This window comes from Streptomyces sp. NPDC058051 (genome assembly GCF_042885475.1).
GTDB lineage: Bacteria > Actinomycetota > Actinomycetes > Streptomycetales > Streptomycetaceae > Streptomyces.
In genome coordinates, this window is sequence record NZ_JBHVRW010000012.1 from 230,104 (window position 1) to 255,710 (window position 25,607).

General features: G+C 65.9%; 21 protein-coding genes. 12 read left to right on the top strand and 9 right to left on the bottom strand.

Annotated elements, in window-relative coordinates; all coding sequences use genetic code 11:
• The first annotated feature begins 101 nt into the window (after window positions 1–101).
• The 4 genes from ACFVUT_RS20960 to ACFVUT_RS20975 are packed head-to-tail and all read left to right on the top strand — an operon-like array spanning window position 102 to window position 7,223.
• Window positions 102–1,595 carry an N-6 DNA methylase gene (locus ACFVUT_RS20960; RefSeq protein ID WP_389651641.1) on the top strand — a complete coding sequence of 498 codons (1,494 nt, stop codon included), beginning with the start codon at window positions 102–104 and terminating at the stop codon, window positions 1,593–1,595.
• Window positions 1,592–3,097 (top strand): N-6 DNA methylase, encoded by a 1,506-nt coding sequence (locus tag ACFVUT_RS20965; protein ID WP_389651644.1) that lies wholly within the window; start codon window positions 1,592–1,594, stop codon window positions 3,095–3,097. Before ACFVUT_RS20960 ends, ACFVUT_RS20965 begins: the two co-directional genes overlap by 4 nt.
• Window positions 3,094–4,287 (top strand): restriction endonuclease subunit S, encoded by a 1,194-nt coding sequence (locus ACFVUT_RS20970; protein ID WP_389651647.1) that lies wholly within the window; start codon window positions 3,094–3,096, stop codon window positions 4,285–4,287. The genes ACFVUT_RS20965 and ACFVUT_RS20970 overlap by 4 nt, the downstream gene beginning before the upstream one ends.
• Window positions 4,284–7,223 (top strand): type I restriction endonuclease subunit R, encoded by a 2,940-nt coding sequence (locus ACFVUT_RS20975; protein WP_389651650.1) that lies wholly within the window; start codon window positions 4,284–4,286, stop codon window positions 7,221–7,223. Before ACFVUT_RS20970 ends, ACFVUT_RS20975 begins: the two co-directional genes overlap by 4 nt.
• Window positions 7,224–7,348: 125 nt before the next feature.
• Here ACFVUT_RS20975 and ACFVUT_RS20980 read toward each other — a convergent pair whose 3' ends face one another.
• Both ACFVUT_RS20980 and ACFVUT_RS20985 read right to left on the bottom strand, forming a co-directional pair.
• The gene (locus tag ACFVUT_RS20980; protein WP_389651653.1) at window positions 7,349–8,467 is read right to left on the bottom strand and encodes a tyrosine-type recombinase/integrase; all 1,119 of its coding nucleotides are present in this window, start codon (window positions 8,465–8,467) and stop codon (window positions 7,349–7,351) included.
• 24 nt (window positions 8,468–8,491) lie between these two features.
• Window positions 8,492–8,992, bottom strand: a complete 501-nt coding sequence (locus ACFVUT_RS20985) for a helix-turn-helix transcriptional regulator (protein WP_385697518.1) — start codon at window positions 8,990–8,992, stop codon at window positions 8,492–8,494.
• A 121-nt stretch (window positions 8,993–9,113) separates the two neighbouring features.
• Between ACFVUT_RS20985 and ACFVUT_RS20990 the strand changes: the two genes are divergently transcribed.
• The 5 genes from ACFVUT_RS20990 (at window position 9,114) to ACFVUT_RS21010 (ending at window position 15,548) form a co-directional block, all read left to right on the top strand.
• Window positions 9,114–9,308 (top strand): helix-turn-helix transcriptional regulator, encoded by a 195-nt coding sequence (locus ACFVUT_RS20990; protein WP_385697516.1) that lies wholly within the window; start codon window positions 9,114–9,116, stop codon window positions 9,306–9,308.
• Window positions 9,309–9,846: 538 nt separating this feature from the next.
• On the top strand, window positions 9,847–11,058 hold the full coding sequence (locus tag ACFVUT_RS20995) for a DUF3631 domain-containing protein (protein WP_385697515.1): 1,212 nt from the start codon (window positions 9,847–9,849) through the stop codon (window positions 11,056–11,058).
• 180 nt (window positions 11,059–11,238) lie between these two features.
• On the top strand, window positions 11,239–11,949 hold the full coding sequence (locus tag ACFVUT_RS21000) for a hypothetical protein (protein WP_385697513.1): 711 nt from the start codon (window positions 11,239–11,241) through the stop codon (window positions 11,947–11,949).
• Complete coding sequence (locus ACFVUT_RS21005; RefSeq protein ID WP_389651659.1) at window positions 11,939–13,636, top strand: relaxase/mobilization nuclease domain-containing protein; 1,698 nt, start codon at window positions 11,939–11,941, stop codon at window positions 13,634–13,636. Before ACFVUT_RS21000 ends, ACFVUT_RS21005 begins: the two co-directional genes overlap by 11 nt.
• A gap of 325 nt (window positions 13,637–13,961) precedes the next feature.
• The gene (locus ACFVUT_RS21010) at window positions 13,962–15,548 is read left to right on the top strand and encodes an endonuclease NucS domain-containing protein (protein WP_389651662.1); all 1,587 of its coding nucleotides are present in this window, start codon (window positions 13,962–13,964) and stop codon (window positions 15,546–15,548) included.
• A 399-nt stretch (window positions 15,549–15,947) separates the two neighbouring features.
• Here ACFVUT_RS21010 and ACFVUT_RS21015 read toward each other — a convergent pair whose 3' ends face one another.
• The 4 genes from ACFVUT_RS21015 to ACFVUT_RS21030 all read right to left on the bottom strand — a co-directional run bounded on the left by ACFVUT_RS21015 (window position 15,948) and on the right by ACFVUT_RS21030 (window position 18,960).
• A complete protein-coding gene (locus ACFVUT_RS21015; protein WP_385697507.1) occupies window positions 15,948–16,493 on the bottom strand; it encodes an HAD domain-containing protein in 546 nt (181 codons plus the stop codon).
• A gap of 31 nt (window positions 16,494–16,524) precedes the next feature.
• Window positions 16,525–17,217, bottom strand: coding sequence for a class I SAM-dependent methyltransferase (locus ACFVUT_RS21020; protein ID WP_389286716.1), 693 nt, complete (start codon window positions 17,215–17,217; stop codon window positions 16,525–16,527).
• Window position 17,218: 1 nt separating this feature from the next.
• Window positions 17,219–18,130: a phosphotransferase family protein gene (locus ACFVUT_RS21025; protein WP_389651666.1), complete on the bottom strand. Its 912-nt coding sequence runs from the start codon at window positions 18,128–18,130 to the stop codon at window positions 17,219–17,221.
• 80 nt (window positions 18,131–18,210) lie between these two features.
• A complete protein-coding gene (locus ACFVUT_RS21030) occupies window positions 18,211–18,960 on the bottom strand; it encodes a hypothetical protein (protein WP_389286720.1) in 750 nt (249 codons plus the stop codon).
• A gap of 222 nt (window positions 18,961–19,182) precedes the next feature.
• On the opposite strand from ACFVUT_RS21030, the gene ACFVUT_RS21035 reads away from it, so the two are divergent.
• A complete protein-coding gene (locus ACFVUT_RS21035) occupies window positions 19,183–20,538 on the top strand; it encodes a tetratricopeptide repeat protein (protein WP_389651670.1) in 1,356 nt (451 codons plus the stop codon).
• A gap of 1 nt (window position 20,539) precedes the next feature.
• Window positions 20,540–21,070, top strand: a complete 531-nt coding sequence (locus ACFVUT_RS21040) for an NUDIX domain-containing protein (protein WP_389286724.1) — start codon at window positions 20,540–20,542, stop codon at window positions 21,068–21,070.
• A gap of 26 nt (window positions 21,071–21,096) precedes the next feature.
• Here the strand turns inward: ACFVUT_RS21040 and ACFVUT_RS21045 are convergent, their stop codons facing one another.
• Window positions 21,097–23,268 carry an ATP-dependent endonuclease gene (locus tag ACFVUT_RS21045; protein ID WP_389671021.1) on the bottom strand — a complete coding sequence of 724 codons (2,172 nt, stop codon included), beginning with the start codon at window positions 23,266–23,268 and terminating at the stop codon, window positions 21,097–21,099.
• A gap of 419 nt (window positions 23,269–23,687) precedes the next feature.
• Here ACFVUT_RS21045 and ACFVUT_RS21050 point away from each other — a divergent pair, with 419 nt between their 5' ends.
• Window positions 23,688–23,897 carry a hypothetical protein gene (locus ACFVUT_RS21050; protein WP_139216355.1) on the top strand — a complete coding sequence of 70 codons (210 nt, stop codon included), beginning with the start codon at window positions 23,688–23,690 and terminating at the stop codon, window positions 23,895–23,897.
• Here ACFVUT_RS21050 and ACFVUT_RS21055 read toward each other — a convergent pair.
• On the bottom strand, window positions 23,883–25,061 hold the full coding sequence (locus ACFVUT_RS21055; RefSeq protein ID WP_389286729.1) for a caspase family protein: 1,179 nt from the start codon (window positions 25,059–25,061) through the stop codon (window positions 23,883–23,885). The genes ACFVUT_RS21050 and ACFVUT_RS21055 overlap by 15 nt on opposite strands.
• Window positions 25,058–25,417 carry a hypothetical protein gene (locus tag ACFVUT_RS21060; RefSeq protein ID WP_389286731.1) on the bottom strand — a complete coding sequence of 120 codons (360 nt, stop codon included), beginning with the start codon at window positions 25,415–25,417 and terminating at the stop codon, window positions 25,058–25,060. The genes ACFVUT_RS21055 and ACFVUT_RS21060 overlap by 4 nt, the downstream gene beginning before the upstream one ends.
• Between the last annotated feature and the right edge of the window lie 190 nt (window positions 25,418–25,607).

Sequence of the window (25,607 nt, forward strand, 5' to 3'; positions counted from 1 at the left end):
CACGTGGTCGCCGGGACGGCGAGCCAGCCAGGCAGAGTATGGAAACGAGCAGTGATCGAGTGGGGTCGAGTGCGGTCGGTGTGGGGGAGCAGGAGCTTCCGATGCCTTTGACGCTGGGGGAGCTGGAGTCGTATCTGGCGAAGGCGGCTGATCTGCTGCGGGGCAGCATCGATCAAGCGGACTTCAAGGCGTACATCTTCCCGTTGATGTTCTTCAAGCGGATCAGCGATGTGTACGACGAGGAGTACGCCCGAGCGCTGGACGAGTCTGGTGGTGACCACACGTATGCGGCGTTCGAGGAGAACCACCGGTTCACCATCCCTGATGGCTGCCACTGGGCAGACGTACGCGAGCGCACCGAGAACGTCGGTGAGGCCCTCAAAACCGCCTTCCGCGGTATCGAGCAGGCCAACCAGGGCACGCTGTACGGCATCTTCGGCGGCGCGACCTGGACCAACAAGGACAAGCTGCCGGACAGCAAGCTGATTGACCTGATCGAGCACTTCTCGATCAAGACCCTTTCGATCTCCCAAGCCGCTCCTGACGTGCTGGGGCAGGCGTACGAGTACCTGATCAAGCGGTTCGCTGACCAGTCCAACAAGAAGGCTGGCGAGTACTACACCCCGCGCGAGGTGGTCGCCCTACTGGTCAAGATCCTCGACCCCCAGGAGGGGGAGACGGTCTACGACCCGGCCTGTGGCACCGGCGGCATGCTGATCGAGGTCATCCAGCACATCAAGGCCCGCGGCGGTGACCCGAAGACCGTGCTCGGAAGGCTGTACGGCCAGGAGAAGGTGCTCACCACCTCCGCTATCGCCCGGATGAACCTGCTGCTGCACGGTATGGAGGACTTCCACGTCGAGCGCGGCGACACGCTCCGCGACCCGGCCTACTTCGACCACGGCCGGTTGGCCAGGTTCGACTGTGTGATCGCCAACCCGCCGTTCTCGTTGAAGAACTGGGGCCACGAGCAGTGGGCTTCCGATTCGTGGGGCCGCAATGAGTTGGGCGGGGTGCCTCCGAAGGGGTACGCCGACTGGGCCTGGGCCCAGCACATGCTCACCTCCGCTGCACCCACCGGAGGAAGGGTCGCGGTCGTCCTCCCGCAGGGCGCCCTGTTCCGTCAGGGCGCCGAGGGCCGCGTTCGCGAGCACGTCCTCAAAGCCGGTTTCGTGGAGGCCGTCATCGGCCTGGCACCCAACCTGTTCTACGGCACCGGCCTGGCCGCCTGCCTGCTGATCCTGCGTCGCCAGCGCCCCGCCGAGCAGCAGGACAAGGTGCTCTTCGTCAATGGAGAGTCGCTCTTCAAGCGCGGCCGCAACCAGAACACCCTCGAGCCTGACCACGCCGAGACCCTCCTGAAGGCGTATCAGGAGTACGCCGACCAGCCCGGTCTGGCCGCGGTCGCGACCTTGGACGACATCAAGACCAACGGCTGGAACCTGAACATCCCGCTATATGTCGAGCTGGCCGAGGTCGGCGAGCAGATCACCCTGGAGCAAGTCTTGGCCGACCTGGAGACCGCGCACGCGAAGGCCCGCGAGACCCGCGCAGTGTTGGAGGCCGAGCTGGCGAAGTGGGGGCTGGACGCATGACTGCGACGAGCCCGAAGCGGATCACCCAGCGGGAACTGGAGTCCTACCTGTGGGGCGCCGCAGTGCTGCTGAGGGGGCTGATCGACGCCGGCGACTACAAGCAGTACATCTTCCCGCTGGTCTTCCTCAAGCGACTCTCCGATGTCTACGACGAGGAGCACGCCACGGCCCTGGAGGCGTACGGCGACGAGGAGCTCGCTGACCTCCCGGAGAACCACCGCTTCGCCATCCCCGATGGCGCCCACTGGGCCGACCTGCGTAAGGTCACCAGCAATGTCGGCACCTCGCTCAAGGCAGCCATGCGGGCCATCGAGTCCGCCAACCCCGACACCCTCCCCGGCGTCTTCGGCGACGGCGAGTGGACCAACAAGGACTTGCTCCCCGACTCGACCCTCTCGGACCTGATCGAGCACTTCTCGACCAAGACGCTGTCGGTGGCGAACTTGCCCGAGGACGAGCTCGGGCAGGGCTATGAGTACCTGATCAAAAAGTTCGCCGACGACTCCGGCCACACCGCCCAGGAGTTCTACACCAACCGCACCCTGGTGCACCTGATGACGCTCATGCTCGAGCCCCGGCCCGGCGAGTCTGTATACGACCCGACCTGCGGCACCGGCGGCATGCTCATCTCCACCGCAGCCGAGGTCAGGCGTCAAGGCAAGGAGTGGCGAAACCTGCGCCTGTATGGCCAGGAGCTCAACTACGGCACCTCTGCCATCGCCCGCATGAACCTGTTCCTGCACGGTGTCACTGACAGCCGCATCGCCCATGGCGACACCCTCGGCAGGCCTGCTTTCCTCAACACCCACGGCGGCCCGCAAACCTTCGACGTCGTCCTGGCCAACCCGCCCTACTCCATCAAGGCATGGAACCGCGACGCGTTCGCCAAGGACCCCTACGGGCGCAACATGTGGGGCCTACCACCCCAGGGGCGCGCCGACTACGCCTTCTTCCAGCACATCGCCAAGAGTCTGGACCCCACCACTGGGCGTTCCGCGATCCTCTTCCCCCACGGGGTTCTGTTCCGCCGTGACGAGGCCGCCATGCGCGAGCGGCTGGTCAAGTCCGACCTGGTCGAGTGTGTGCTCGGCCTTGGCGAGGGTCTGTTCTACAACTCCCCGATGCCGGCCGTCGTCGTCATCCTGCGGACGCGCAAGCCCGCCGAACGCCAGGGCAAGGTTCTCTTCATCAACGCCCTCAACGAGGTTTCCCGCGAACAGGGGCAGGCCTTCCTGCGCGACACTCACCAGCAGAAGATTCTCGATGCTTACCGTGGCTTCGCGAACATCAAGCAGTTCGCGACGGTCGCCACGCTCGATGAGATTGCGGCCAAGGGCTTCAGCCTGGCCATCCCGACATACGTCGGAGGAGCCATGGACAGCAGCGGGGGAGAACAAATCGACCTCGCCGAGGCCCTTGCTGCCTGGCGTACGGCTGCGCAGAGCTCTGATGCGGCCGTCGTCGATGTGCTGTCCCTGCTGCGAACGGAGGCCTTGGCATGAGCCTGAACCTCGACAAGTCCGGCTGGAAGCGTGTCACCCTTAGAGATGTGGTCCGGCACGTCACCGACCGGGTCGACGCCGAGACCTCTGGCCTGGAGCGGTTCCTCGCTGGCGAGCACATTCCCAGCGGCAGTCTCTCGATCGCCGACTGGGGCGTTATCGGGCGCGACCCGATCGGGCCGATGTTCTACAAGCGGTTCAAGCCAGGCCACGTCCTCTACGTCTCCAGGCGAACATATCTTCGCAAAGTCGCCGTCCCGGAATTCGAGGGCATCACAGGCGAGAAGACCTTCGTACTGGAGACCCTCGACAAGAACTTGCTCCTGCAGGAGTTCCTCCCGTTCGTTCTCTCGGCCGAGAGGTTTCACGCCTACGCGATCGCCCACTCACGTGGCTCGGTCAACCCTTACCTGAACTGGGGCGAGCTGGCCGCGTACGAGTTCGACCTCCCTCCCGTCGACGAACAGCAGCGCCTCGCCGATCTGCTCTGGGCACTGGAGCGCCACAAAGCCGAATTGGGTGGCCAGGTCTCGACAATCGAGGCCGCGATGCAGCGTTTCCTCGCTGACTCGTTCCGGGCGGCCTCTGGCCCGCACAAAAAGATCATTGACCTCTGTACCGATGTCATTGGTGGGATCTGGGGCTCAGCAGAGGGCGAGGCTGAGGTCGACGTACTGGCGCTCGGGCCGCGCGTATATGCGGATGGCGCGACTCAACTGACAACTGATGGGTCGCCTGTTCGTTCCGTGAGCAGGCGGCAGGCCGAGGTGCGCCTTGTTCGCGATGGGGACATTATCCTCGAGCGCTCTGGAGGATCACCCTCGCAACCAGTCGGGCGCGTCGTTATCGCTCACGGAGACCCGGCTCCGTGTATCCCCACCGACTTTCAGCGGCTGCTTCGGCCGAACCGGGAAGTTGTGGAGCCGCGTTTCCTGTTCTGGCGTCTTCGGCATGACTGGGTGGCTGGCGTGACTCGAAATTATGCAAAGAAGACGACCAATATCACGAATCTGTCAGTCAAGGACTACATCGCGCGCAGCATCGCGGTGCCTTCCATTGCAGATCAGACCCACTTGCTCGGTCGTGTGAGCTCGTTCGAAGACACACTCACGAGTGTGGCAGGGGAACGCTCAGAAATCGACGTGCTCCGTAGAAGCCTTCACGACCAGGTCTTCGGGGGTGCCGAGTGATCTTCAACGAGGCGAACACCGTCCGCGACTTCGTCCGGGACCTCGTGGAGTCGGGGGACGTGCGGTTCGTGCCGGGGAGCGATCTGCCGCGGCGCACCGACGAGGTGTTGCTGGAGCAGCAAGTGCGGGAGGCGTTAATCCGCCTCAACCCGACCATCGAGGCGGATCCGCGTCTGGCCGATGAGGTGATCTACCGGCTGCGCGCGATCCTGGTCTCCGCGCGCAACACGCCGAATCCGGTGGTGGCGAACGAGGAGTTCGCGGCATGGCTCACGGGGCAGAAGTCGATGCCGTTCGGGCCCGACGGCGAGCATGTGACCGTCAAGCTGATCGACTTCGACCACCCCGGCGAGCACAGTGCGAACGACTGGATCGTCTCCACCGAGGTGACCTACAGGGGCGGGCGACTGGAGCGGCGCTTCGACCTGGTGATCTGGTGCAACGGGTTCCCGCTCGTCGTTGGGGAGGCGAAGTCGCCGGTGCGGCCGGCGTACTCCTGGATCGACGCTGCCGCGCAGGTCAAGGAGGACTATGAGGTCAACGTGCCGGCGTTCTTCGTGCCGAACGTGCTCAACTTCGCGACCGAGGGCAAGGACTTCCGCTACGGCTCGGTCGGGATGCCGGTGGAGCTGTGGGGGCCGTGGCGCGCGGATGAGTCCGGTGATGACCATACGCCGGTGAAAGTAGGCCTCTCGGCGGTCAAGGAGGCGGTCGAGGGCGTTCTGGATCCGGACGCGATCTTGGACTTCCTGCGGTTCTTCACGCTGTTCGCGACCGACAAGAAGCACCGCAAGATCAAGGTGATCGCGAGGTACCAGCAGCTCCAGGCGACCAACCTGATCGTGGAGCGGGTGCTGCACGGGCAGATCAAGCAAGGGCTGATCTGGCACTTCCAGGGGTCGGGGAAGTCGCTGCTGATGGTGTTCACTGCACAGAAGTTGCGCGCAACGGCGGGGCTGACCTCGCCGACGGTGATCATCGTGGTCGACCGGATCGACCTGGACACCCAGATCACCGCGACGTTCAACGCCTCGGACGTACCGAACCTCGTCTCAACGGAGTCCCGCAAGGAGCTGCAGGAGCTCCTGGCTGCGTGCGCGCGGAAGATCATCATCACCACGATCCACAAGTTCGGCGAAGCCCCGGGTGTGTTGGACGTGCGCGACAACATCATCGTGATGGTCGACGAGGCCCACCGCTCCCAGGAGGGCGACTACGGCCGCAAGATGCGCGAGGCGCTGCCCAACGCGTTCCTGTTCGGGCTGACCGGGACGCCGATCAACAAGCGTGACCGCAACACGTTCATGTGGTTCGGAGACGCGGCCGACGAGCACGGGTATCTCTCGCGTTACTCCTTCTCCGACTCCATCCGCGACGGCGCCACCCTGCCGCTGCACTTCGAGCCGCGCCTCTCGGAGATCCACCTGGATGAGGAGTCGATCGACGCGGCCTTCGCCGAGCTCGCCGACCGCTACGGGCTCACTGAGGAAGACCGCACCACCCTGTCGAAGAAGGCCGCCTCCCTGGAGGTGCTGATCAAGGCCCCCGACCGGGTCCGCAAGATCGCCGCCGACATCGCCGGGCACTTCACCACGAAGGTCGAGCCGCAGGGCTTCAAGGCGCAGGTCGTGGTCTACGACAAGGCCACCTGCGTGGCGTACAAGGAAGAGCTTGACCGCCTGATCGGCCCGGACGTGTCCACGATCGTGATGTCCACCAGCCGCGGTGACAAACCGACGTGGAAGCAGTGGACCCCTGGTCGGGAGGAGCTGGAGCGAATCACCGCCCGCTTCAACGACCCGGCGGACCCGTTGAAGATCATCATTGTGACGGCGAAGCTGCTCACCGGCTTCGACGCCCCGATCCTCTATGCCCAGTACATCGACAAGCCCCTGTACGAGCACACCCTGCTCCAGGCGATTTGCCGCACGAATCGGGTCTATCCGCCTGCGAAGACCCACGGCCTGATAGTGGACTACCTCGGCATCTTCGACGACGTCGCCAAGGCCTTCGAGTTTGACGACAAGTCTGTCCAGCAGGTCATCTCCAACATCGCTGTACTCCGCGAGCAGCTCGGCCCCGCGATTGAGGCTGCTCTGGCGTTCTTCCCTGGCGTCGACCGCACCGTCGGTGGCTATGAGGGCCTGATTCAGGCGCAGGCCGCGATCGATTCCGATGAGTCCCGCGACGCCTTCGGAGCCGCGTACAGCGTCGTCACCCAGCTGTGGGAGACCCTGTCCCCGGACCCGATCCTGTCCGAATGCGAAGCGGACTACCGCTGGCTGACCGACGTCTACCAGTCTGTGCAACCCACGGACGTCACCGGCCGACTGGTTTGGCACACGCTGGGAGCCAAGACCCTTGACCTCATAAACGAGCACGTCACCGTCGAGGTCCCCCGCACCGACCTGGAGACCATCGTCCTCGATGCGCAGGTTATCGAGGACCTGATGACCGGCAACCGCAAGGACATCGACCCCGTCGAGGTCGAGAAATGGATCACCGCCCGCATCGCCAAGCACGTCGGCAACCCGGCGTTCGTCGAGCTTGGCCAGCGGTTGAATGCTCTGCGCGAGAGGTACGCCCACTCTCAGCAGGCATCGCTGGAGTTCCTCAAGGAGCTCTTCGTGCTGGCGCGCGACACGGTCGCAGCGGAGAAGGCCGCCGCTGAGGTGCCCCGCGAGGAGCGTGGAAAGGCTGCCTTGACCGACCTCTTCGAGTCACTCAAGGGTGAGGAGACTCCGATCATCGCCGAGAAGGTCGTCGACGAGGTCGACTCCGTCGTCCGTACCGTCCGCTTTGATGGCTGGCAGGGCACCAATGAAGGCGATCGCCTCGTCCAGCAGGCGCTCCGCAAGGCGCTCTACATCAAGTTCAAGATCCGTGACCAGGATGTCTTCGGGAAGGCGCTGGGATACATCCGGGAGTACTACTAGAGTCGCCGAAGTCCTGGGAGCCTCAAGCTCCGCTGCGGGGAATCTGCAGCGGAGCAGGTTCGGTCGGCCCTCACGGTCCGCACCGAGTCGGCAGCGTGCTGACTTCGGTCAGCTGGTGGTAGCCGCTATGCCGCTCCAGTGGCAAGCGTCTTGCTGTCCGCAGAGCAGTCCGCGTACGCCTTGTCGATGGCGGCCCGGGTCCGCTCCTCGGAGTCGGGCCACAGGTGGGTGTAGATGTTCAGCGTCATGGCCGCATTGGTATGGCCGAGGCGCTCGGAGACGGTCTTCACCGACTCGCCGTGCTTGATCAGCAGACTGGCGTAGTGGTGCCGGAGGGAGTGGGGTCCGGTGCCCTTCGGTATGCCGGCCTTCGTGCAGGCGGGCCGCCAGGATCCGTCCATGAAGTGCGTGTAGACCACGGGTCCGCCGTGCGGCGCCGTGAAGATCCAGCCCTCGGGCCCATCGGCGGGGAAGTCCCGCAGGTGGGCCTTCATCGCATCCACCGCCATGCGGGGGAGCGGGACCGTGCGGTGCGAACGAGCGGTCTTGGGCGGGCAGACGTACACGCCGTGCTTGGCGGTCTGCTGGATCTGCTGCTCGACCGAGACGGTCGCGTGCAGCAGGTCCACGTGCCGGAGCTGGAGGCCGAACAGCTCGCCGGGGCGGAGCCCGGTGGCGGCGCCGAGCAGCACGAGGCCCTTGTAGCGGGCGGGTATCTCCTCGGACAGCGTCCGCACCTGCTCGACGGCCAGGGGCACGATCTTCTTCCGGGGTACCGAAGGCAGTTTCGCCTCGGCGCACGGGTTGTGGGGGATCATCCGGTCACGGACAGCCGCCCGGAAGACGGCGTTGACCGTGTTGAAGACCGTCCGTGAGGTGCTGGCGGCCAGCCCGTGCGTGGTGGTCAGGCTAGTGATCCAGCTCTGTACGTCGCCGGGCTTGATGGCGCCGAGTGCCCGTTTCTCCCAGGCCGGGTAGACGTAGCAGCGCAGGTGTTGGGCCACCGCCTTGGCCGTGGAAGGCCGGTGCGGCTGGATGGCACGCCATTCCTCCGCGTACTCCTTGAAGGGCTTCTTCGCCGATCGAGGGTCGACGTACTGACCGGTGACCAGGCTGGCCGTGACCTCGTCGATCCACCGCTGGGCGTCGACTTTACGGTCGAAGTGGCGCGCGTGCTCCTTGCCGTCGAGGTCGCGGTAGCGAGCACGCCATTTGCTGTTGGGGCGCTTCTGGATGTTGGCCAAGTGGCCTCTCCTTCGTGTCGGTTGTCAGTAGTGGCCGCCGTCCTCGATGTCGCCGCTGAGGGTGCGAGCGTCCCGCTCGTCGCCCATGAGGCGGAGGCACTGCTCGTGGATGGCCCGCGAGCTGTCGGGATGGGCCTTGATGTGGTCGGCGATGGCGACCACGGCGCGATGAAGCCGGTCTCGTGCGTCGCGGGTCTCGTAGAACGCTTCGACGGCTTCTTGGACGAGGCGCCGGCTGTCGATGTCGAGCCCCTCCAGGGGCGGTGACATGAGCTCTTCGAGGGGGAGTTCGAAGACGCGGGTGAAGGCGAGAGCCTCGTCGAGGTTGATGCGCCGGCGGGGGGTGCCGTTCTCGATGCGCCAGACCGCTGTCTGGTTCATCTTGACGCCGGCTCTGGTCACCCGCTCCGCCAGCTCGGTCGTGCTCCACCCTCTGACCTCACGCTCCAGCGCCACGCGCGCAGCCACATTTCCCTCGCTGTAGAGCAGCGGCACCTCGCCGCCCTCGGGCCTGTCGCCTGCCATCGAACCTCCGTCGTCACCGTCGCTATCCCAATTGAAACATGGGCTTCCCGATTTGGTTAACCGCCGATCCCGGGGTACAACTCTATGCAGATCGAATCGCCACCTAGCCGAATGGGAATGCATGCGATACCTGACCACCGCCGAGGTCGCCGAGCGCTACCGCACAGCCGAGAGCACCGTCCGCTACTGGCGCCACATCCAGAAGGGGCCGCGCGGCATCAAGGTCGGCAAGCGGGTCCTGTACCCCGAGGCCGAGCTGCTGCGCTACGAGCACACCCTGATCGACGGCCAGGAGGAATGGGGCCTGGCCTCATGAGCCACCGACAGGCCCAGACACAGCAACGGCCCCCGGCGCGCCAACGCCGAGGGCCGGAGATTCCCCTGCACGTCGCCCATCCCTGAACGAACGAACCGGTGAGGGGCGGGACCTTGCCCGTCCCGTCCCCCACCTGAGAGGAACGTCTATGGAGGACTCTACGTCCCCCGCCACCTTGAACACATCCGAGGTTGTCTGGCCCACCCCTGCGGTCCCCGGCCAGGGCATCCCCTGGCGCAACGGGGACCGAGGCGGGGACCGAACGGAGTCACGGTCCTCTGCTTTGACGGGTGTTCCGGTCGGGGACCGAAATTCCCCCAACGCGGAACATGCGCAGGCCAGCGCCCTGGGGACCGGTCCCGCCGAACCGGACGCCGGGGACCGGACAGAGACTTCCGGTCCGCCGGTCCCCGAACCCGGTCCCCGAATCCCGGACGAGCGCAACGCGCCCCAAGCACACGCTGAGGACCACGGTCCCCATGTATCTGCGGGGACCGTGGTCCCCGATGGTGGATCGGGGACTGGGGACCGCACTGGCATGAGCGGTGAGACGGCCGACGAAGGAGCCGCACTGCTGAATGACCTCCGTGCGGCGATCGGCCGGTACGTCGTACTGCCGAGCGACGAGGCCCTGACCGCGGTCACCCTGTGGGTGGCGGCCTCCCACATCCAGCCCGCCCTCCAGCACGCGCCGCGCCTGGCGGTGGTGGGGCCGACCAAGGGGTGCGGCAAGTCCCGTGTCCTGGACGTGCTCCACGAGACCGTGTCCCGGCCGATGATGACGGTGAACACCTCGCCGGCGGTGGTCTTCCGGATCATCGGCGAGGACCCGCCGACGCTGCTGGTGGACGAGGCCGACACCATCTTCGGCCCCAAGGCTGGCGACAAGGAGGACCTGCGCGGCCTGCTGAACGCCGGACACCAGCGCAACCGCCCCGCCTGGCGGATATCCGGCCCTGAGCACAAGCCGACAGCGTTCCCGACGTTCGCCATGGCCGCGCTGGCCGGCATCGGCGACCTACCGGACACGATCATGGACCGCGCCGTCGTGCTCCGCATGCAGAAGCGCAAGCCCGGCGAGAAGGTCGCTCCCTTCCGCTCCCGGCACTCCGTCCCGGAACTAAACGCCCTGCGCGACCGACTGGCCGCGTGGCTGACCCCACTGCGCGGGACAGCGCACCGGCTGGTGCCACCGATGCCGGTCGAAGACCGGGCCGCGGACACCTGGGAACCCCTGGTCATCGTCGCCGACCTGGCCGGCGGCCACTGGCCCACCCAGGCCCGTGCCGCCTGCCTGGCGATGACCAGGAACGAGGTGGTCCAGGACGAGCAGACGACGCTGAAGACCCGGTTGCTCCGGGACATCCGCCGAGTCTTCGAGCAACAGGGCGACCAGGAAGCGCTGCGCAGCCACGACCTGCTCGCCGCCCTCATCCAGGACGCCGAGGCACCCTGGGCCGAGTACGGAACGAAGGGCCTGAACGCCTACCACCTGGCCAACCTGCTGCGCGACTTCGGCATCAGCCCGGCCAACCACCGCTTCGAGAACGGCAGGCAGGCGAAGGCATACGCCCGCAACCAGTTCCTCGACGCCTGGGCCCGCTACTGCCCTGACCCCGCCCAGCCAGCCCCCGCAGCCGGCGAGGCCGCGCCCACACGTCGGGCCCAGGGCAAGCCGCTGGCCCCTCCGTCCGGGACGCTGCCCATCGGCCCGCCTGGCGGGCCTGCCGGCCCCAGGCCCACTCGCTGACACCAGCTCCGTATCAATCCGTCGCATCCGTCCCCGCGCAGGTCAGCGCGGGGACGGAGTTCCTCGCCGATACGGATCACTCCGTACCTGCGGTCGCCTCCGTACCTGTCCTGACCAGCTACGGGACGGATGCAACGGACGTGACGAAGCCCCACCCCACACGACCACCGGAGCACCACCATGCCCGAAACGAGCACCGAGAACACCTCCATCCGCCGCCGCAAGGGATTCTTCGGCCTGACCCGCCGATCAGCAGCAAGCTGGAGCGAACGAGCCTCTAACGAGGCTTCGTCCGCGCTTGCCCCCGCCCCAGGGGCGGCGGAGGAGAAGGCCGAGCGCCAGGGGGCGCCCGAGCCGGAGGAGGGCGTAGCCGAGACCCGCTGCCCGCCCGCAGCCGACTCCATCGCCCCTCGCACCCAGCCGCCGGCCGATGCCCAACCGCCCGTCGAGCAGCCCTCCTGGCGAGATCTCGATGCCCCCGTCCTGCCCGCGCTGATGAACCGCAAGCGCACCGTGGAGAAGCGCGACCAGGAGAAGACCATCCGCTTCACGCGGACCGCGGTCGGTGTGATCAGCGCCGCCGCTCACCAGCGCGGTCAGAAGTTCGCCGGATTCGTCGGGGACGCCGCCCTGGCCGTTGCCCTCGGCAAGGCGGGGCTGGTCGGCAGCCCGGAGGACGATCCCATCCGTCCCTTGATTGAGGCCGTCGAGGCACACACGGTCGCGCTGAACCGCATCGGCGGCAACCTCAACCAGATCACCGCAGCCATCCACCGAGGCACCGTGCCCGAGCGCGCCGAGGCCGTACTGGACCACGTTGAGCAAGCAGCCGAGAACAGCTACCGACTGATCGACCAGCTCCTGACGGAAGGCACCCGGCATGGTTCCTGACGTCTCCACCGGCTCCGACTCCCGCGGACTGATCGTCTACCTCTTCGGCCCCGGCCGCCGCGACGAACACACCGACCCTCACATCGTCGCCGCCTGGGACATGGCCGGCGCCCCCGGCCCCGGCCGCGACCCGGCAGCCACCTACACCCAGCTCGCCAAACGCCTCGACCACCACGTCGACCTGCGCACCCGCGAGCTGGGCGGCAAGAAACCACCTCAGCACGTCTGGCACTGCCCCGTCCGCACCGCGCCCGGTGACCGCTACCTCACCGACACCGAGTGGGCCGAGGTCGCCCGCCGCATCGTCCACGCCACAGGCATCGCCCCCGAAGGCGACGCGAAGGCGTGCCGGTGGATCGCGGTACGCCACGCCGACGACCACATCCACATCATGGCCACCACCGTCCGAGCCGACGGACGCCGCCCACGCACCCACCACGACGGACAACGAGCCCAAGCCGAATGCCGCAAGATCGAAGCCGAGTTCGGCCTGCGCCGCCTGAAGTCCGGCGACCTCACCGCGCCCCGCCCCCCCACCGGCGCCGAACGCGCCAAGGCCGAGCGCCAGGGCCAGACGGTCACCGCACGACACTGGCTGCGCGAGCAGGCGTACGCGGTCGCCGCCGCCGTACGAACCGAAGCCGACTACTTCACCGTGCTGCAGTCCCTCGGCATCAAGGTCAAAACACGCCTCGGCCCCGAGACCGGTGACGTGATCGGCTACAGCCTTGCCGCACCAGGCGACACCAACGCGGCCGGCGAACCCGTCTGGTACGGCGGCTCGAAGCTCGCCCCCGATCTCTCCATCAACCGCCTACGCGAACGCCTCCCCGACCAGGATGTGGTCGACCGCCCGCGGTATGTGGCGGACCCCGCCGACCCATGGCGGCACACCACCACCGCAGTCCACACGGCACGCACCGTCCTCGACTCGGATGACGATGCCGTCGCCCAGGGCCACCTGACCGCCTTCGGCGACGCCCTGTACAACATCGCAAGCGCCACGACCGGCCCACACCGGGCGGAACTACGAGCAGCGGCGACGGCGTTCAACCGCGCCCGCCGCTCCGCCACCCGCGCCGACCACCAAGCCGCCACCGCCCTGCGCAAGGCCGCCAAGGAACTCGCCTACGCGTCCAGCGAGCCGGGTGGGCTCGCCATCGCCCTGATCTTCGCCACCGTGCACCTGGCCCGCGCTGCCGCCAAGTGGCATGAACAGCGCGGCCACGCACAGCAGGCCGCTGCAGCCGAAGAAGCCTTCCGCCACCTTCAGGTGGGCTACCAGCAGGCCGCCACACCCGTCCTGGCGGACCTGGCCCGCCGTGCACCACGAGCCGCAACCGCCCACCGCTTCGAGCAGGACGTTCGTGCGGCCCTCCCCGACCACGCCGACCGGATCCTCGCCGACCCCACTTGGACCGCCCTGACCACCACCCTCGCCCACGCCGAAACCGCCGGCCACAACCCCCGGCACCTCCTGGCCACGGTCGGCACCCTGCGGGAACTCGACAGTGCCGAGCGCCCCGCCGAGGTCCTCAACTGGCGCATCACCGCTCAGCCGAACAGGCGGACGCAAGCGGCTCGCAGGCGAAGTACGGTCAGCGGCACGTCGTCCATGTCCGCCACACCAATCCCACCGGCCACACCAGTGGGCACGAGGCCCGAAGAGCACAGTCGACACCGCTGACCCCGGCCGGATGCCCCCGCCACGCATCGTGGCGGGGCACCGGGTCGAGTTCAATGGCAAGCTTCATGATGGTGCTGTCCTCTGCGGCCCGCACGATGATCGCCGCGGCCGTAGCCGCCCGGCAGCCCCAACGTCGTGATCACCACTGCTCGGGCTACGCGCGAGCTCACCCACGGGGCGAACCTCCCGTCAGGCGCTTGTGAACCTGGCTTCGTTGAGCTGAGGTCGAGAACGGGTCAGGATTGTCAGACCGATCATCTACTGTCAAAACCTGATCAGTTCTCAACTGACCTGCTGACCCGGAGACTTGTATGAGGTGTGCGACGTGGATGTTCCGTACGAGGCACGACTGCGCGACATGCTGGCCGACCTCCTGCCGCTCATCGAGCCGAGTCTTCGGTTGATTGGCACGGAGTACCCGCTGCCCAATGCTCATGGAACACGCGGGCGTATAGACATCCTGGCCCGAGACGGCCACGGATCGTGGGTGGTGATCGAATTGAAGCGATCCGACTCGACCTCGGCCCGCGCCCTTCATGAGGTCACGAAGTACGCCGAGCTGTTGCAGCAGGAGTTGGGGCTCCGCAAGGACCGCATCCGCGCGATGATTGTCTCCACCACTTGGCACGAACTGCGCGTCCCGGTGAGCAACATGGCGAGAGACTGGTCCCACGATCTCCGCGGGTACCAACTCACATTGGACGACAACGGCGTTCCTGTGCGCGCGGACCGGGTGGAATTTCTCGAAGCGGCGGTACCGCCTCGGGTCACCCCACATCACTTCATCTACTTCTACAACTCCCCGGAGGAGCGATCGAAAGGCTGGAACGAAATTCTGGCCACATCCGCCGAGGCGGGAGCGCATGATCTCCTCGCGGCGGACTTCCGGCGCATCTCACAGAAAGACCTTGTGGTCGCACCGTACGGCCTCTATTTCGCAATCGGGCGTCTGGACCCCGATGAAGCGCCAGCATGGCTCGATGGCAATGAGACGGATTCGTACGAGGAAGCTGGGGGGTATCCCCTAGAGTACTCGGCCCTTTGTCATATCACCCGGAATGTCTTCGCAGCTGGCTATGATACGGCCCGCCCCGGCGTGCTCCGGCATCTGGCGGAGAACCCGCACTGGGAGATTGAGGGCTATCGGGCGGCAGGTGAATTCGAGAAGCGTACTTCGCTGGACGAGCGAGATCTTCTCCGCGACCTGAACGGTGACGAAGAGGGAATCGGCGAAGTTCTCTACACAGGCTCCGCGCGTACCACGGATCGTGGAAGATGGCCGGCTTTCCGGGAGGAGAGCAGGATGTGCTTTGCGGGGAATCCCGATTGGGAGAGGCTCGTGGGACGGTGGCTGGACGACGTCTCGGCTGATGCCGTAGAGCGGGATGTCATGCTCCACGTGTACAACCCCTGCGACCTGATTCGATCCCTGGTGCACGGGTGGCCTGACAAGCTCTCAAACCTTGTTCCGATGACCTTTGGAACGGCGCTTACCCAGGATGGCGTCAACCGCACGATCCATGGCTCGCTCTATTGGGACGGCATTCCGCACACCAATGTGACTGACCGAGTAAGGTTGGTTTATCGAGACGCTGTGCACTGGCAGGCCCACCGACTCATGGATGCGGCCTGGGTCACCGATCTTGATCTCCTTAACCTTCTCGGTCTTCGTTACGTACTCATCGAGCAGATTGGGGGAAATCCATTGAACATCTCCGAGGCGCGCGAACTCCGACTCCACTTCGTAAAGGACGCGGACCTCTGCACACTACCGATCCCCTGTGAGGGGTCGCAGCTGCGCGACGCTGGCTGGAACGGCGCCTACTCGCTCGATACATTCCTGGAAAAGTACAGAGATCAGTTCGATGCAATGATTTCGACATATCGATCCGGATTTCATTTCGCGCCCTGATGTTCCACAGTGATCGGCCAGCGGGTCACTTCGCGCGATCACTAGAATCCGGAGGTCATGGGGTCAATCCCCTGGATAGTTGATAGATGCCAACAAATTGCTGGTCGAGAGCAATATCGACGAGTAATTTTCGTTGGCGAGTCAATAGAAGATCGATCTCAACGGCGCAAGTCTCCACTATGGAACGCCGAAGCCGCCGCCACCACTCCGCCGCACGCGGCTATGTCCTCGGCCACCCTGGATGCAGTCGGCGTTCGCTGACTCCGCCATCAGCGGCGCCGATGAAAATCCCTATCACACTGCCATCTCGTTCAGAATGCCGAACGGTGCCCAGTCGCAGGCAGCGCCCACAGTGCACCCTGATGCCATCGCTGCTCGTGGCAGCGAGGGCATCAGTCGTCAGGCGGCGTGGGCCGCGGGCAACTGCGAGGCCCACGTCGTGACCTCGGTCAGGTGCTCGGGCTGCAGCCCGAGGTGCGGGTCGGGCTGAATGAGGAGGGTCGCCGTTCCCTTCGCAGTGCGTTCCACCGCCCATTCATGGTCGAGGCCGGTGAAGTCGTCGTCGATCCATACAGCAGGGGCGTCGCCGAGCCAGGCGTCGACGTGGTCGCGCTTCCAGAGGTAGCCGTTGGGGTGGCTGGTGGTGATCTGCGGGCGCGGCAGGTCGACGTACGGCAGCACCGGAAGGCCCAGAAGGGGGCCGATGAGGGTGGTGGCGTCCTGCCGCCAGCTGGTGCACCAGACGGGGGTGACCAGGCCGGTACGGATCACGTCCATGAGCAGGCGGCCGTGGGCAGGGTGGAGCCAGACGGTGACCGGGTTGTCGGCGCTGCGGCCGGTGGGGACGACGTCGTGGCGGGCGTGTGTGGCCGGGGTCGAGCCGTGCTCGTCGGGGAAGGGTATGAGGACGCCGTCGATGTCGAGGAGCAGGTAGGGCGGGCGCATCGGTCCTCCATAGTCCGGATGAACGCGGCTGTCAGAGCTTGCGGGCGCGGATCAGCAAGGTGGTGGGCCAGTGGCCCATGCGGGGGTCGTTGAACTCCTGGGCCGAAGTGAGCCAGAAGCCCGCCCGGCTGAGGTGCCTCTCCCAACGGTCGGTATCGAACTCCCATCGAGCGATGGGGAGCCGAGTGTGGTCGGGCAGGGTGACGAAGTCGCGGCGGGGCCGGTCGTCGCCCGAGGGGCTTCGGCCGCCACGCTGCGGGTGCGGGACGGAGAAGGCGAGCACCCGGCCGGGCGTGAGGCGCTGGGCAATGGCCGGGAGCAGGAGCTCGGGCGCGACAAGCCCGACGGCGCCGAAGGCGGAGTAGATCGCGTCGAACTGCTCGTCGGAGGCTTGCAGGTAGTGCAGGGCATGGCCAGCTACGAAGGTGAGGTTGTTCAGCCGTCCGTAGTGGGAGCGGGCGCGGCGGACCTGCAGGCCGACCAGGTCGATGCCCGTGACGTGGGCGCCGTGGTGGGTGGCGAGGTGGGCGGCGTTGTGGCCGGGGCCGCAGCCGAGTTCCAGGAGTCGCTTGCCGCGCAGGTCGGGGCCGAGGATCTCGGCTCCGAGCCCTTGGCCGGGTCGGGTGGTCCATTCCATCCGGGCGGGTACGGAGAGGGGTTCGGCGAGCCCGGCAGCGGTGCGCTGGAGCGCGTGGGCGTGCCATGGGGATGCCTGGGCGAGCACGTCAGATCTCCAGGAGGTGAAGAACGTCGATGAGGTGGCGGCGGACGGCCTTGGTGTAGGCGGGGTCGGTGGCCGAGTCGTTGATCCAGCGGATGGCCTGTTCCATGAACCACTCGACGGCCCACATGCGGTGCCAGCCCAGGGCCCAGTTCTCGGCGGTGAGCCCGCCGCGCGGGGCGAGGGCGTCAGGGGTGCCGCCGGCGGTGACGTACTGCTCCAGGAAGACGCGCAGACGCACGGGGTGCGGGGGCTCGAGGGTTCCGTGCCAGCTGGCGAGGTCGAGCAGGCCGGGGCCGGTGAAGGCGCGAGCGAAGTCGAGCAGCCGCCAGCCACACTCGCCGATGTGGAGGCTGGTGGGGTGGAACTCGGAGTGCACCCAGCCGAACGGTTCCAGCGTCGCTCCGGCCGAGCGGGCCTCGGCGGCCTGAGCGATCCGGTCGAGCGCGTCCTCGACGTCGTCGGCGTCCTGCCACCGGTCGGCCTTGCGCAGCCGTTCGAGGTGTTCCAGCGCCCGAGCCGGGAGCGTGCGCAGCCGGTCCTGGTCGAGGACGGGCAAGGGCGGGGCCGTACGGGTGCCGTGCAGGATCACGGCTGCGGCGACGCCGTCGAGGTCGTCGGCCTCGCGGACGGAGAGTCCTAGGTCCTCCATGAGCATGCCAAGCCAGCCGTCCAGGACGGCGGAGGCGTGAACCTGGGGGACGGGTACGCCGAGGGTGTGGGCCAGGCGGAGGGCCTGGTCCTCGCTGTCGAAGGGCTTCTTGGCGTACTTGAAGATGGCCGTGGAGCCGTCCGGGAAGGTCACGCGCTCGACGCCGGACATGGACCACACGCGCACCTCCTTCCGTGCGGCGGTGGTCTGGCCGGTCGCGGTGAGCAGGTTGTCGAGGAGTTCGGCGCTGGGGTTCGTGGTCACGGGAGGGCTCCGGGGATGGGTGGTGGCGTCCGGGGCGGGCGAGGGATGCCGGCCCGCCCCGGAGCCCGATCGGGTGGTGGCTACGCGGCGGGGTTCACGCGGTGGGCATAGACCTGCTCGATCCAGCCCGCCTTGAAGGCCGCGAGGTCGTCGCGGAAGTTCGCCATCGAGGCACCGTAGGGCGCGACCACGCCGCCGGACTGGTCCGGCACGGACTGGCAGCCGTGCACGAGTCGGCCGCCGAGCGCGGCGTGGGCCTTGATGGACTCGATCCGGCGGTGCTCGTTGAACCAGCCGCCGTGGTAGACCTCGTCGAGCATCCCGCCCATCTCGGCGTCCAGGTCGAAGACGACGGAGGTGGCGGCGGGGAAGAACCAGCACGGGCCGACGTTGGAGATGTGCCCGTCCAGCTCGACCTTGTTGAGCGCCATGAGCGTGGCCGCCTCGCGGAGCATCCGCAGGTGGTCGGCGGTGATCTGCGGCAGGCCGAGGCAGGCCAGGTGCTCCTCGCGGAAGAGGTACGCGTACACCTCGTACGCGGTGGCCAGGACGCGGGCCGCGTCGGAGGTGGATTCGCTGTGCTGCTTGATGAAGTCGAGCGCGAGCTGCTCGACCGCGCTCTCGGTCGTCTCGTCCACGTCCAGGAGCTGGGACTTGACCAGCTTCCAGTCGGCGACGAGCCAGGTGTTCGACTCGAAGCGGAAGAAGTACTCGGCCGGGTCGATGGTGATGCGTCGGCCGTCGACTTGGATGCCGGGCAGGCGGCTCCAGCGCGGGTCGAACGCCTCGGGCAGCTCGACCGTGATGGCCGTGGTGTCGATGGTGGTCACCGTGTCTCCGTCTCTGTTCGTCCGGACGCGGGCACAGGAATGCCCGAGCCTGGTGTGGGCGTACGGAATTCGGGGTGCCGCCCGGACCAAGGGGGAGCCTGGATCACGGTCGCGCCGTTCCGGGCGGCTGCTGATAAGTGAACCGGTGGTCACGCTCAGTGGGTACGGTGGAAGGCAGTTGGAGCGGTATACGCGGTTTACAGCTCCGGAGTGGAGGCGATCGTGGCGGCGCCGAGAGAACCCAATTCCCGTCTGCGTGACGTCATCGCGGCGGTCGACTGCACGTACGAGGCCCTCGCCAGAGACGTGCGGCGCATCGCGGCCGAGAACGGCGAGATCCTCCAGACCAACAAGTCGGCCGTCTCGCACTGGGTGAACGGCACCCGCGCCCCGTCGGGCCGGGTAGGTCAGTACCTGGCCGAGGCGCTGTCCCGACGAGCGGGGCGCACGGTCACCCAGACCGAGATCGGCCTCCAGACCAGCGGTGACGAAGAGCCGGCGGAATCCGACCCTGTCCTGGCCGCCACCGACCTGGGCCGTGCCGACGTTGAGCGCCGCCGCTTCCTCGCCATCGCGGCCTTCACCACCGCCGGCGTCGCCATGCCGCTCGGTTACGACCACGAAGCCACCGCCCGCATGCTCCGCGCAAGCACGGGCACGTCGCTGGTCGGCGTGGAGGACGTGGACGTCGTACGGCAGATCACGGCTGCCTTCAGCGCGGCCGACGAGCGCCTCGGCGGCGGGCACGGACTGACCACCGTCACCGCGTACCTCGCCGACACAGCCGCCCCCATGCTGCGCGGACGCTTCCCCAGCGAAGCCTTACGCCGGGCCGCCTTCGGCGCCGTCGCCGAACTCGCCTACCTCGCAGGGTGGAAGCACCACGACCTTGGCCAGGAAGGCGCCGCCCAGCGCTACTACCAGGTCGGCTACAAACTCGCCTGCGAAGCCGACCCCCACGGCCACGCCGCCTGGATGATGCGCGCCCTCGCCCACCAGGCCCTGAGCCTCAAGCAGCCCCACCACTGCGTCGACCTCGTCGAAGGCGCCCTGCGCACAGGGCTCGGCCATGTCGACGGCCAGACCGAGGCCCTCCTCCACATCACCCACGCCCGCGCCTACGCAGCCACCAACGAGAACCCGTCGGCCGCACGCGCCCTGCTCGCCGCCGAGGACGCCCTCCTCCGCGACGACGGCCCCCAACCCAGCTACTCCCGCGTCAGTGGTCCCGCCGCCGGCACCGTGGCCAGCCACACCGCCCGCACCCTGACCGACCTCGCAGACCACATTGGCACCGAGCAGCAGCACCGAGACGCCCTCACCCGCTGGGACCCGGAGAAGTACAAGCGCGTTCACGCCCTCACCCACGCAGACCTGGGCGACAGCCTCACCGCCCAGGCGCGCGCCGACGAGGCCGTCGCGGCCTGGACCCAGGCCCTGGTCCTCATGGAGGGCATGACCTCCGACCGGACCCGCAAGGCGATCGCCTCGATCCGCTCCACGCTCGCGGTCTACCAGCGTCGCCGCGTTCCCGGCGCCGCCGATCTCGCCCGCCGCGCACGCGAGGCCCTCGCCTAACATGCCCAACAATCCGCCCGACGAAGGGAACACCGTGACTCAGCAGACCGACGATCAGCCGAAGGCCCTCCAGCCGGCGCTCGAATCGATGACCCTGCTGGTCGCCGCAGTCATCGTCCACGACAAGGCCACCAACCGCGTCGTCCTCCTCCAGCGCAGCGAGAACGCCAAGTTCGCCCAGGGAATGTGGGACCTCCCCGTCGGCAAGAGCGAGCCGGGCGAGCCCATCACCGAAACCGCGGTCCGCGAGCTCTATGAGGAGACCGGCCTCACGGTGAAGCCCGAGTCCCTCAAGGTCGCCCACATCATCCACGGCGCCTGGGGCGTCGAAGCCCCCAACGGCTTCCTCACCGTCGTCTTCGCCGCCCACGAATGGACCGGCGAACCCGAAAACCGCGAACCCCGCAAGCACTCCCAGGTTCGCTGGGTCGACGCCAGTGACATTCCGGAAGCATTCGTCGAAACCACAGCGAGTTCCCTCCACGGATATCTATCTGGCAGGTCCCAGGTCTCGCTCGATGGCTGGCGCTGAGTGAAGGAAGGGAGTGTTTTCCCAGTCTATTGAGAAGTGTGGGTGGTCCAATCTGATTTTGCTTGCTTGGGAAAAAAGTGCTGCGCATGGTCGCCGGATTGGGTTGATCTGAAGAGGGATTCGAAGATCGCCTCGAATTCGCATTCATCTGAATCCTTGAACACGGCCAGCCCCTTGATGTCATCGGCGGTCACGTGCCGTTCGCAGAAAGATCGAGCGCGATCGTTCTTGTTCGAGGACTCGTTGTTCTCTAGCGGCGGGTAGTAGTCCTCAATTGCGCCGCGCTCCCATACGTAAATGTCATCTTTCCGTAGTTCCTGAAGCAGCTCGATCTTCATGCGCCTAAGGTCAGGATCGGCAGCCTCTTCGAGAACTTTCCGCATGGCGCCCGAGGTAGATCGCGCAAAAAACGCGCTGACAGCGGCGTCGAGATCCTCCCATTCGCAAAGCCCTTGAGCGTATTGCTCTCGTGCCACCCTGGCCCGCTTCCAGAGATCCTGCACAGCGCCGTTAGTGCGCATGCTCTTGAGTGTCTTTCCGGAGGGGTAGGTTTCTGAAGCGGCTGCAATTTCTTTTGCCTTGGCGATGAGTCGATCCCGCAGTTGGTGACAATCTTGGCTGGCTCCCAGTTTGTCAAAACCTTCCGCTAGGACGTCAAGGTCGGCGAGTACCGCAATCCGCATTTCGAACTGAGTGAAGAAACTTCTGTAGCGGGCGATGCTTCCCTTTCCTTCGACCTTCGCGATCGCTGTCGCACGCTTCTCGAAGTCCCATTCCGGATTGAGGGTTCGAGCGATGTGCGGGATTAGGATGTGGTCGCTCGGTCCCTCTACGAGCAAGACAGAGTTCGCAAAAAATGCCGCCTCGTTGTTTTCGTGCTTGATGATCTCAAATTGATCGCGTGCCTCAATTTTTGAAAGGTCGATCACGCGTGTCCGGCTTGCCGGCGGATCCAGGGAGTGGTCCTTAATGACCTTTACAAATGTTCCGGTCGCCCCAGGTGCGAAGAACGACGGCGAGTGGGTGCTGACCAGGACGTCGTTGAACTCGGAGAAGAACGCCAAGGCTTCGAACAGCTTCCGCTGTGCCTGGGGGTGCAGGAATACTTCGGGTTCCTCGAAGAGGAGTAGGCAAGGTTGCTGAGAGCTGTCTGCCGTGACTGGTCGTGCGGTTTTCATGTCGACATACGCACGAAGGATGGCGAATGCGACCGACCTTCGAAGGCCGTCTCCTTTGGTCCTGAAATGGCCGGTGACTCCATCGTCGATGGAGATTTGCGCTTCTTCGAGAAGGCTACGCAGACGTGGAGGCGGGATCTCAAGGCGGACGCTTGCTCGTGGGAAGGATTCCTGGAGATTTCTCTGGATCAGTGATTCAATTTGTCGAACTTCAGAAAGGCGCTGGTCTGACTCCTCGCCGTCTTCGTTCGTGGTTATGTTCAGCTGCCCCCGGAGCGCCTCAAACGAGGATTCCAGCTCGGGAAGCTGGTGCTCGATCTGCCCGAAAAGTAGACTAAGGAGCCGCCCAAATGTTGCCGTGGATGTCGTCTTGAGCTCCTCGTTGAGCTCTTTGACGGCAGGAATGTAAATTGATTCCGGGAGTAGCGGGGCGATCGATTTGTCCATCCCGGTTGGCAAAGCGTCGTCTCCAGTGACGAAGTCATCTTCACCGAGTGATTCAATTACCGTGGCGATCTCGCGCCTCACCGCTGCGCGGCTGATCTTGCCCTCGATTTTATGGGCAACTTCTGGGTACGTGACCTTCACGTTGGCGGCGATGACTTCGGGAGGTAGCCCAGACTTCAATGTGTCGTCGATTACGACCTTCGTGTACCTGTGATCCCGGGGAACCCGCGTGACGACCAGGAAGGTCCCCTTCCCCGGGCCCTTATAAACTTTAGCGAGCGTGATACGCCCGTCCCGAATTTCCCTCTCGATTCGAGTTCGGTGCCCGTCTTCGAGTCGCTTCAGATCGGCTTCGCTGACCTCGGAGAAGGAGAGTTGAATTCGGATCGAGCGACTTCTGTCGAGAAAGTCGGTGTCGACTGCGGTTCCCGACTTTAGGAACATGTTCAAAGCCTGGAACACGGACGACTTTCCGGCGTTGTTCTCGCCGATAAGGCAGCCGAATCGAGAGAAAGGGATGTCCACGTGCGTGAGGCCGCGGAAGTTCTCGATTTTGATCGTCTCGAGGCGCATGGTGCTCCAGTTGTTCAAGCCGCAGAGCGATCATCGTAGAGGCACATGAGGGACTGGCGGGCGTGATTCCGCACCACAGGTACCGGAGCTCGACGCTCGTGGCCGCGGGCTGGGCGAGCCCTGTGGCCCCACTGCCCTGTCGATACTGTGCCGTTGAGTTCCGAGTGGGGCAGGCGTTGGAGGAGCAGTTCCGGCCAAGGTCATGCGTCGGGCAGCATGTGCCGGCATGGTGGGCACGTCGACCGAAGGCAGTAGGAGTGGTACTCGTGGACCTGTGGCGCGTGATCCGCTGAGCACGCAGCCGATCACGGCTCCATGGTCCGGAATCAGCCGTGCGTGCTGATTCCTCCTCGGGGCGGACGGGCCGCTGTCAAACTGTGTCTAGGGATCAGGTGGCAGTGTCGTTGGGGGAGAGCGCAGTGGCGCAGAAGAGCGACAAGCCCTACTACCGGGCAGGGCACTGGGTGCGGCCGTCGGCCGCCAAGCAGGTGAAGAAGCCTGCGACGGGCGTTGTGATTGCGGCGGCGTTGCTGGCTATTGCCGCTTGGAACACGGTCTTCGGCGATGACAGCGAGGCACCTGCTCCGGCTCCGCAGCAGGCATCTCCGACTGCCTCAGCTACTCCCTGAACGGTGATCTCGGCTGCGACCGTTTCGCCGGGACACTCTTCCGGTCAACCGCTGCAACGTGGTGGGCTTCTGGTTCTGGCGTGGTTGCGGGACGGTGAGCGCCGAAGCGTCGGTCGTCGTATCCGTTAGCAACCGCGTCCAGACGGCATGCCACTCAGCGACCTGCTGATCCGGCACGCCGCAGGCGGACAGATACACCGCTGTGGTGTGCCAGGTCTTGGGAAGGCTCTCGCGGTTCAAAAGACGGCTGACGGTACCGGGTGAGATGCGCCCACCGGAACGTTGGCTAACCATCTGATGGGTGAGACCGCTCGTCACACGAACATCGGCCAACGACTTGAAGAAACCCCTGACAGTGCGGATTCCCGAGGGACTCGGCCAGGAGCGCCCTGTGGCTGGCTCCCCGTCAGTAGACGGGGTGGTCGCGGTTGTCGGCAGGCAGGCCAGGTTGCGGCCGAGAGCGAGTCGGGCCGCGGTGTTCCTGCCCCTCGCCTGTGGGTCGGGACGTCCCTTAGCCGCCAGCCTGATGCGCAAGTGCCGGTACAGCGCTTCAAAGTCGATCAGCTCAGGCCCATTGGGGATGCCCGTCTGAAGCGTGGCGAGGAGCTCGCCGGTGAACGCGGTGAAGGTCTCGTCCGGCGGGGCGAGTGCTTGGCGTGTTTCTGCAGCAGCGGCCAGCAGGAATGTCCCCTCCACGGCCGCCTGATCGGCCAGATCTGATGGGCCGCCCATCGTCCCGAGGGCCAGACCGCTGTAGCAGCAGTCGAGGACAACGACACATCGATCGGCCCGGCCGTTCAGGAGAGCCTGCCGTATCCACCGATAGGGCAGTCCGGTCTCCACGCGTTGCTGCTTGGACTGCGGCATGGCCAGATAGAGGTCCCCTTCGGGGTCGACCAGCCCATGACCGGCGAAGTAGATCAGCACGGTGTCGCGCGCTTGCTCGGCTGCGGCTCGCACTGCGGCCATGGTCATCTCTGCGGTCGTGGGGTTGGAGAGGATCGTGCAATGCTCCTGCGGCAGGGTCCAAGAGGCGGGTCCGGTCAGCGCCTCGGCCAGAGCGGTCAGGTTGTTGGACACAGCCGGCAGCGACTCCAGGTGGTCGTAGTGGCTGGTGCCGATCAGCACGGCTCGGGTCGCGCCGGGGTCGGGCAACACGCTCATGTCCCAGGTGCCTCATCCTCGGTCGAGGTCTCAAGGGCACGAATGACACGTTCGATCTCGGCATCGCTGCCCTGGGTAAGAACGATCACGGTGTCACCCCGCCTGATCTCGATCCGCGGGTCCTGGGGCCTGGTTCGCTTCCAGGCGGCCAGTGCCACCACGAAGGAGGCAGCGCTCCATCCGTTGTCAGTCACCAGTTGGATGACGTCCAGCAAACCGCCCATGTGCCCTGGCTCGGGAGGCTTCTCCTGGAGTGTCAAGGAGGACGACCTGCGGATCTCTCTGTCTGCCCCCAGCCACTGGTGCAGTGAACGCAGCTCGTCTGCCTCGGCCCCTACCCGCACGTCGATGCGCATGGTTCCCCCTGTCTCCGCGTGTCGGCGGTCTTCCGCATTTCCATCGTCGGGCAGAACCGGCTTTCCTGTGTGCGTTTGGCATGTTCAGGCCCTTAGAGCTCATAACACGATCTTGCTGAAACGTCCTGGTGGGCCGTAACCGGTGTGATGATTCGGCCGTTCGAGAAGGTGTGGGTACTCGACCGTGGAT

What these genes read in the sequence shown, in the direction of transcription:
- ACFVUT_RS20985 (WP_385697518.1), bottom strand. Translation starts at nt 8,992, where the DNA reads ATGGCAGGCGACAGGCCCGAGGGCGGCGAGGTGCCGCTGCTCTACAGC.
- ACFVUT_RS21040 (WP_389286724.1), top strand. Translation starts at nt 20,540, where the DNA reads ATGCCCAACAATCCGCCCGACGAAGGGAACACCGTGACTCAGCAGACC.
- ACFVUT_RS21015 (WP_385697507.1), bottom strand. Translation starts at nt 16,493, where the DNA reads ATGCGCCCGCCCTACCTGCTCCTCGACATCGACGGCGTCCTCATACCC.
- ACFVUT_RS20960 (WP_389651641.1), top strand. Translation starts at nt 102, where the DNA reads ATGCCTTTGACGCTGGGGGAGCTGGAGTCGTATCTGGCGAAGGCGGCT.
- ACFVUT_RS21005 (WP_389651659.1), top strand. Translation starts at nt 11,939, where the DNA reads ATGGTTCCTGACGTCTCCACCGGCTCCGACTCCCGCGGACTGATCGTC.
- ACFVUT_RS20990 (WP_385697516.1), top strand. Translation starts at nt 9,114, where the DNA reads ATGCGATACCTGACCACCGCCGAGGTCGCCGAGCGCTACCGCACAGCC.
- ACFVUT_RS20970 (WP_389651647.1), top strand. Translation starts at nt 3,094, where the DNA reads ATGAGCCTGAACCTCGACAAGTCCGGCTGGAAGCGTGTCACCCTTAGA.
- ACFVUT_RS20995 (WP_385697515.1), top strand. Translation starts at nt 9,847, where the DNA reads ATGAGCGGTGAGACGGCCGACGAAGGAGCCGCACTGCTGAATGACCTC.
- ACFVUT_RS21045 (WP_389671021.1), bottom strand. Translation starts at nt 23,268, where the DNA reads ATGCGCCTCGAGACGATCAAAATCGAGAACTTCCGCGGCCTCACGCAC.
- ACFVUT_RS21055 (WP_389286729.1), bottom strand. Translation starts at nt 25,061, where the DNA reads ATGAGCGTGTTGCCCGACCCCGGCGCGACCCGAGCCGTGCTGATCGGC.
- ACFVUT_RS20965 (WP_389651644.1), top strand. Translation starts at nt 1,592, where the DNA reads ATGACTGCGACGAGCCCGAAGCGGATCACCCAGCGGGAACTGGAGTCC.
- ACFVUT_RS21060 (WP_389286731.1), bottom strand. Translation starts at nt 25,417, where the DNA reads ATGCGCATCGACGTGCGGGTAGGGGCCGAGGCAGACGAGCTGCGTTCA.
- ACFVUT_RS21000 (WP_385697513.1), top strand. Translation starts at nt 11,239, where the DNA reads ATGCCCGAAACGAGCACCGAGAACACCTCCATCCGCCGCCGCAAGGGA.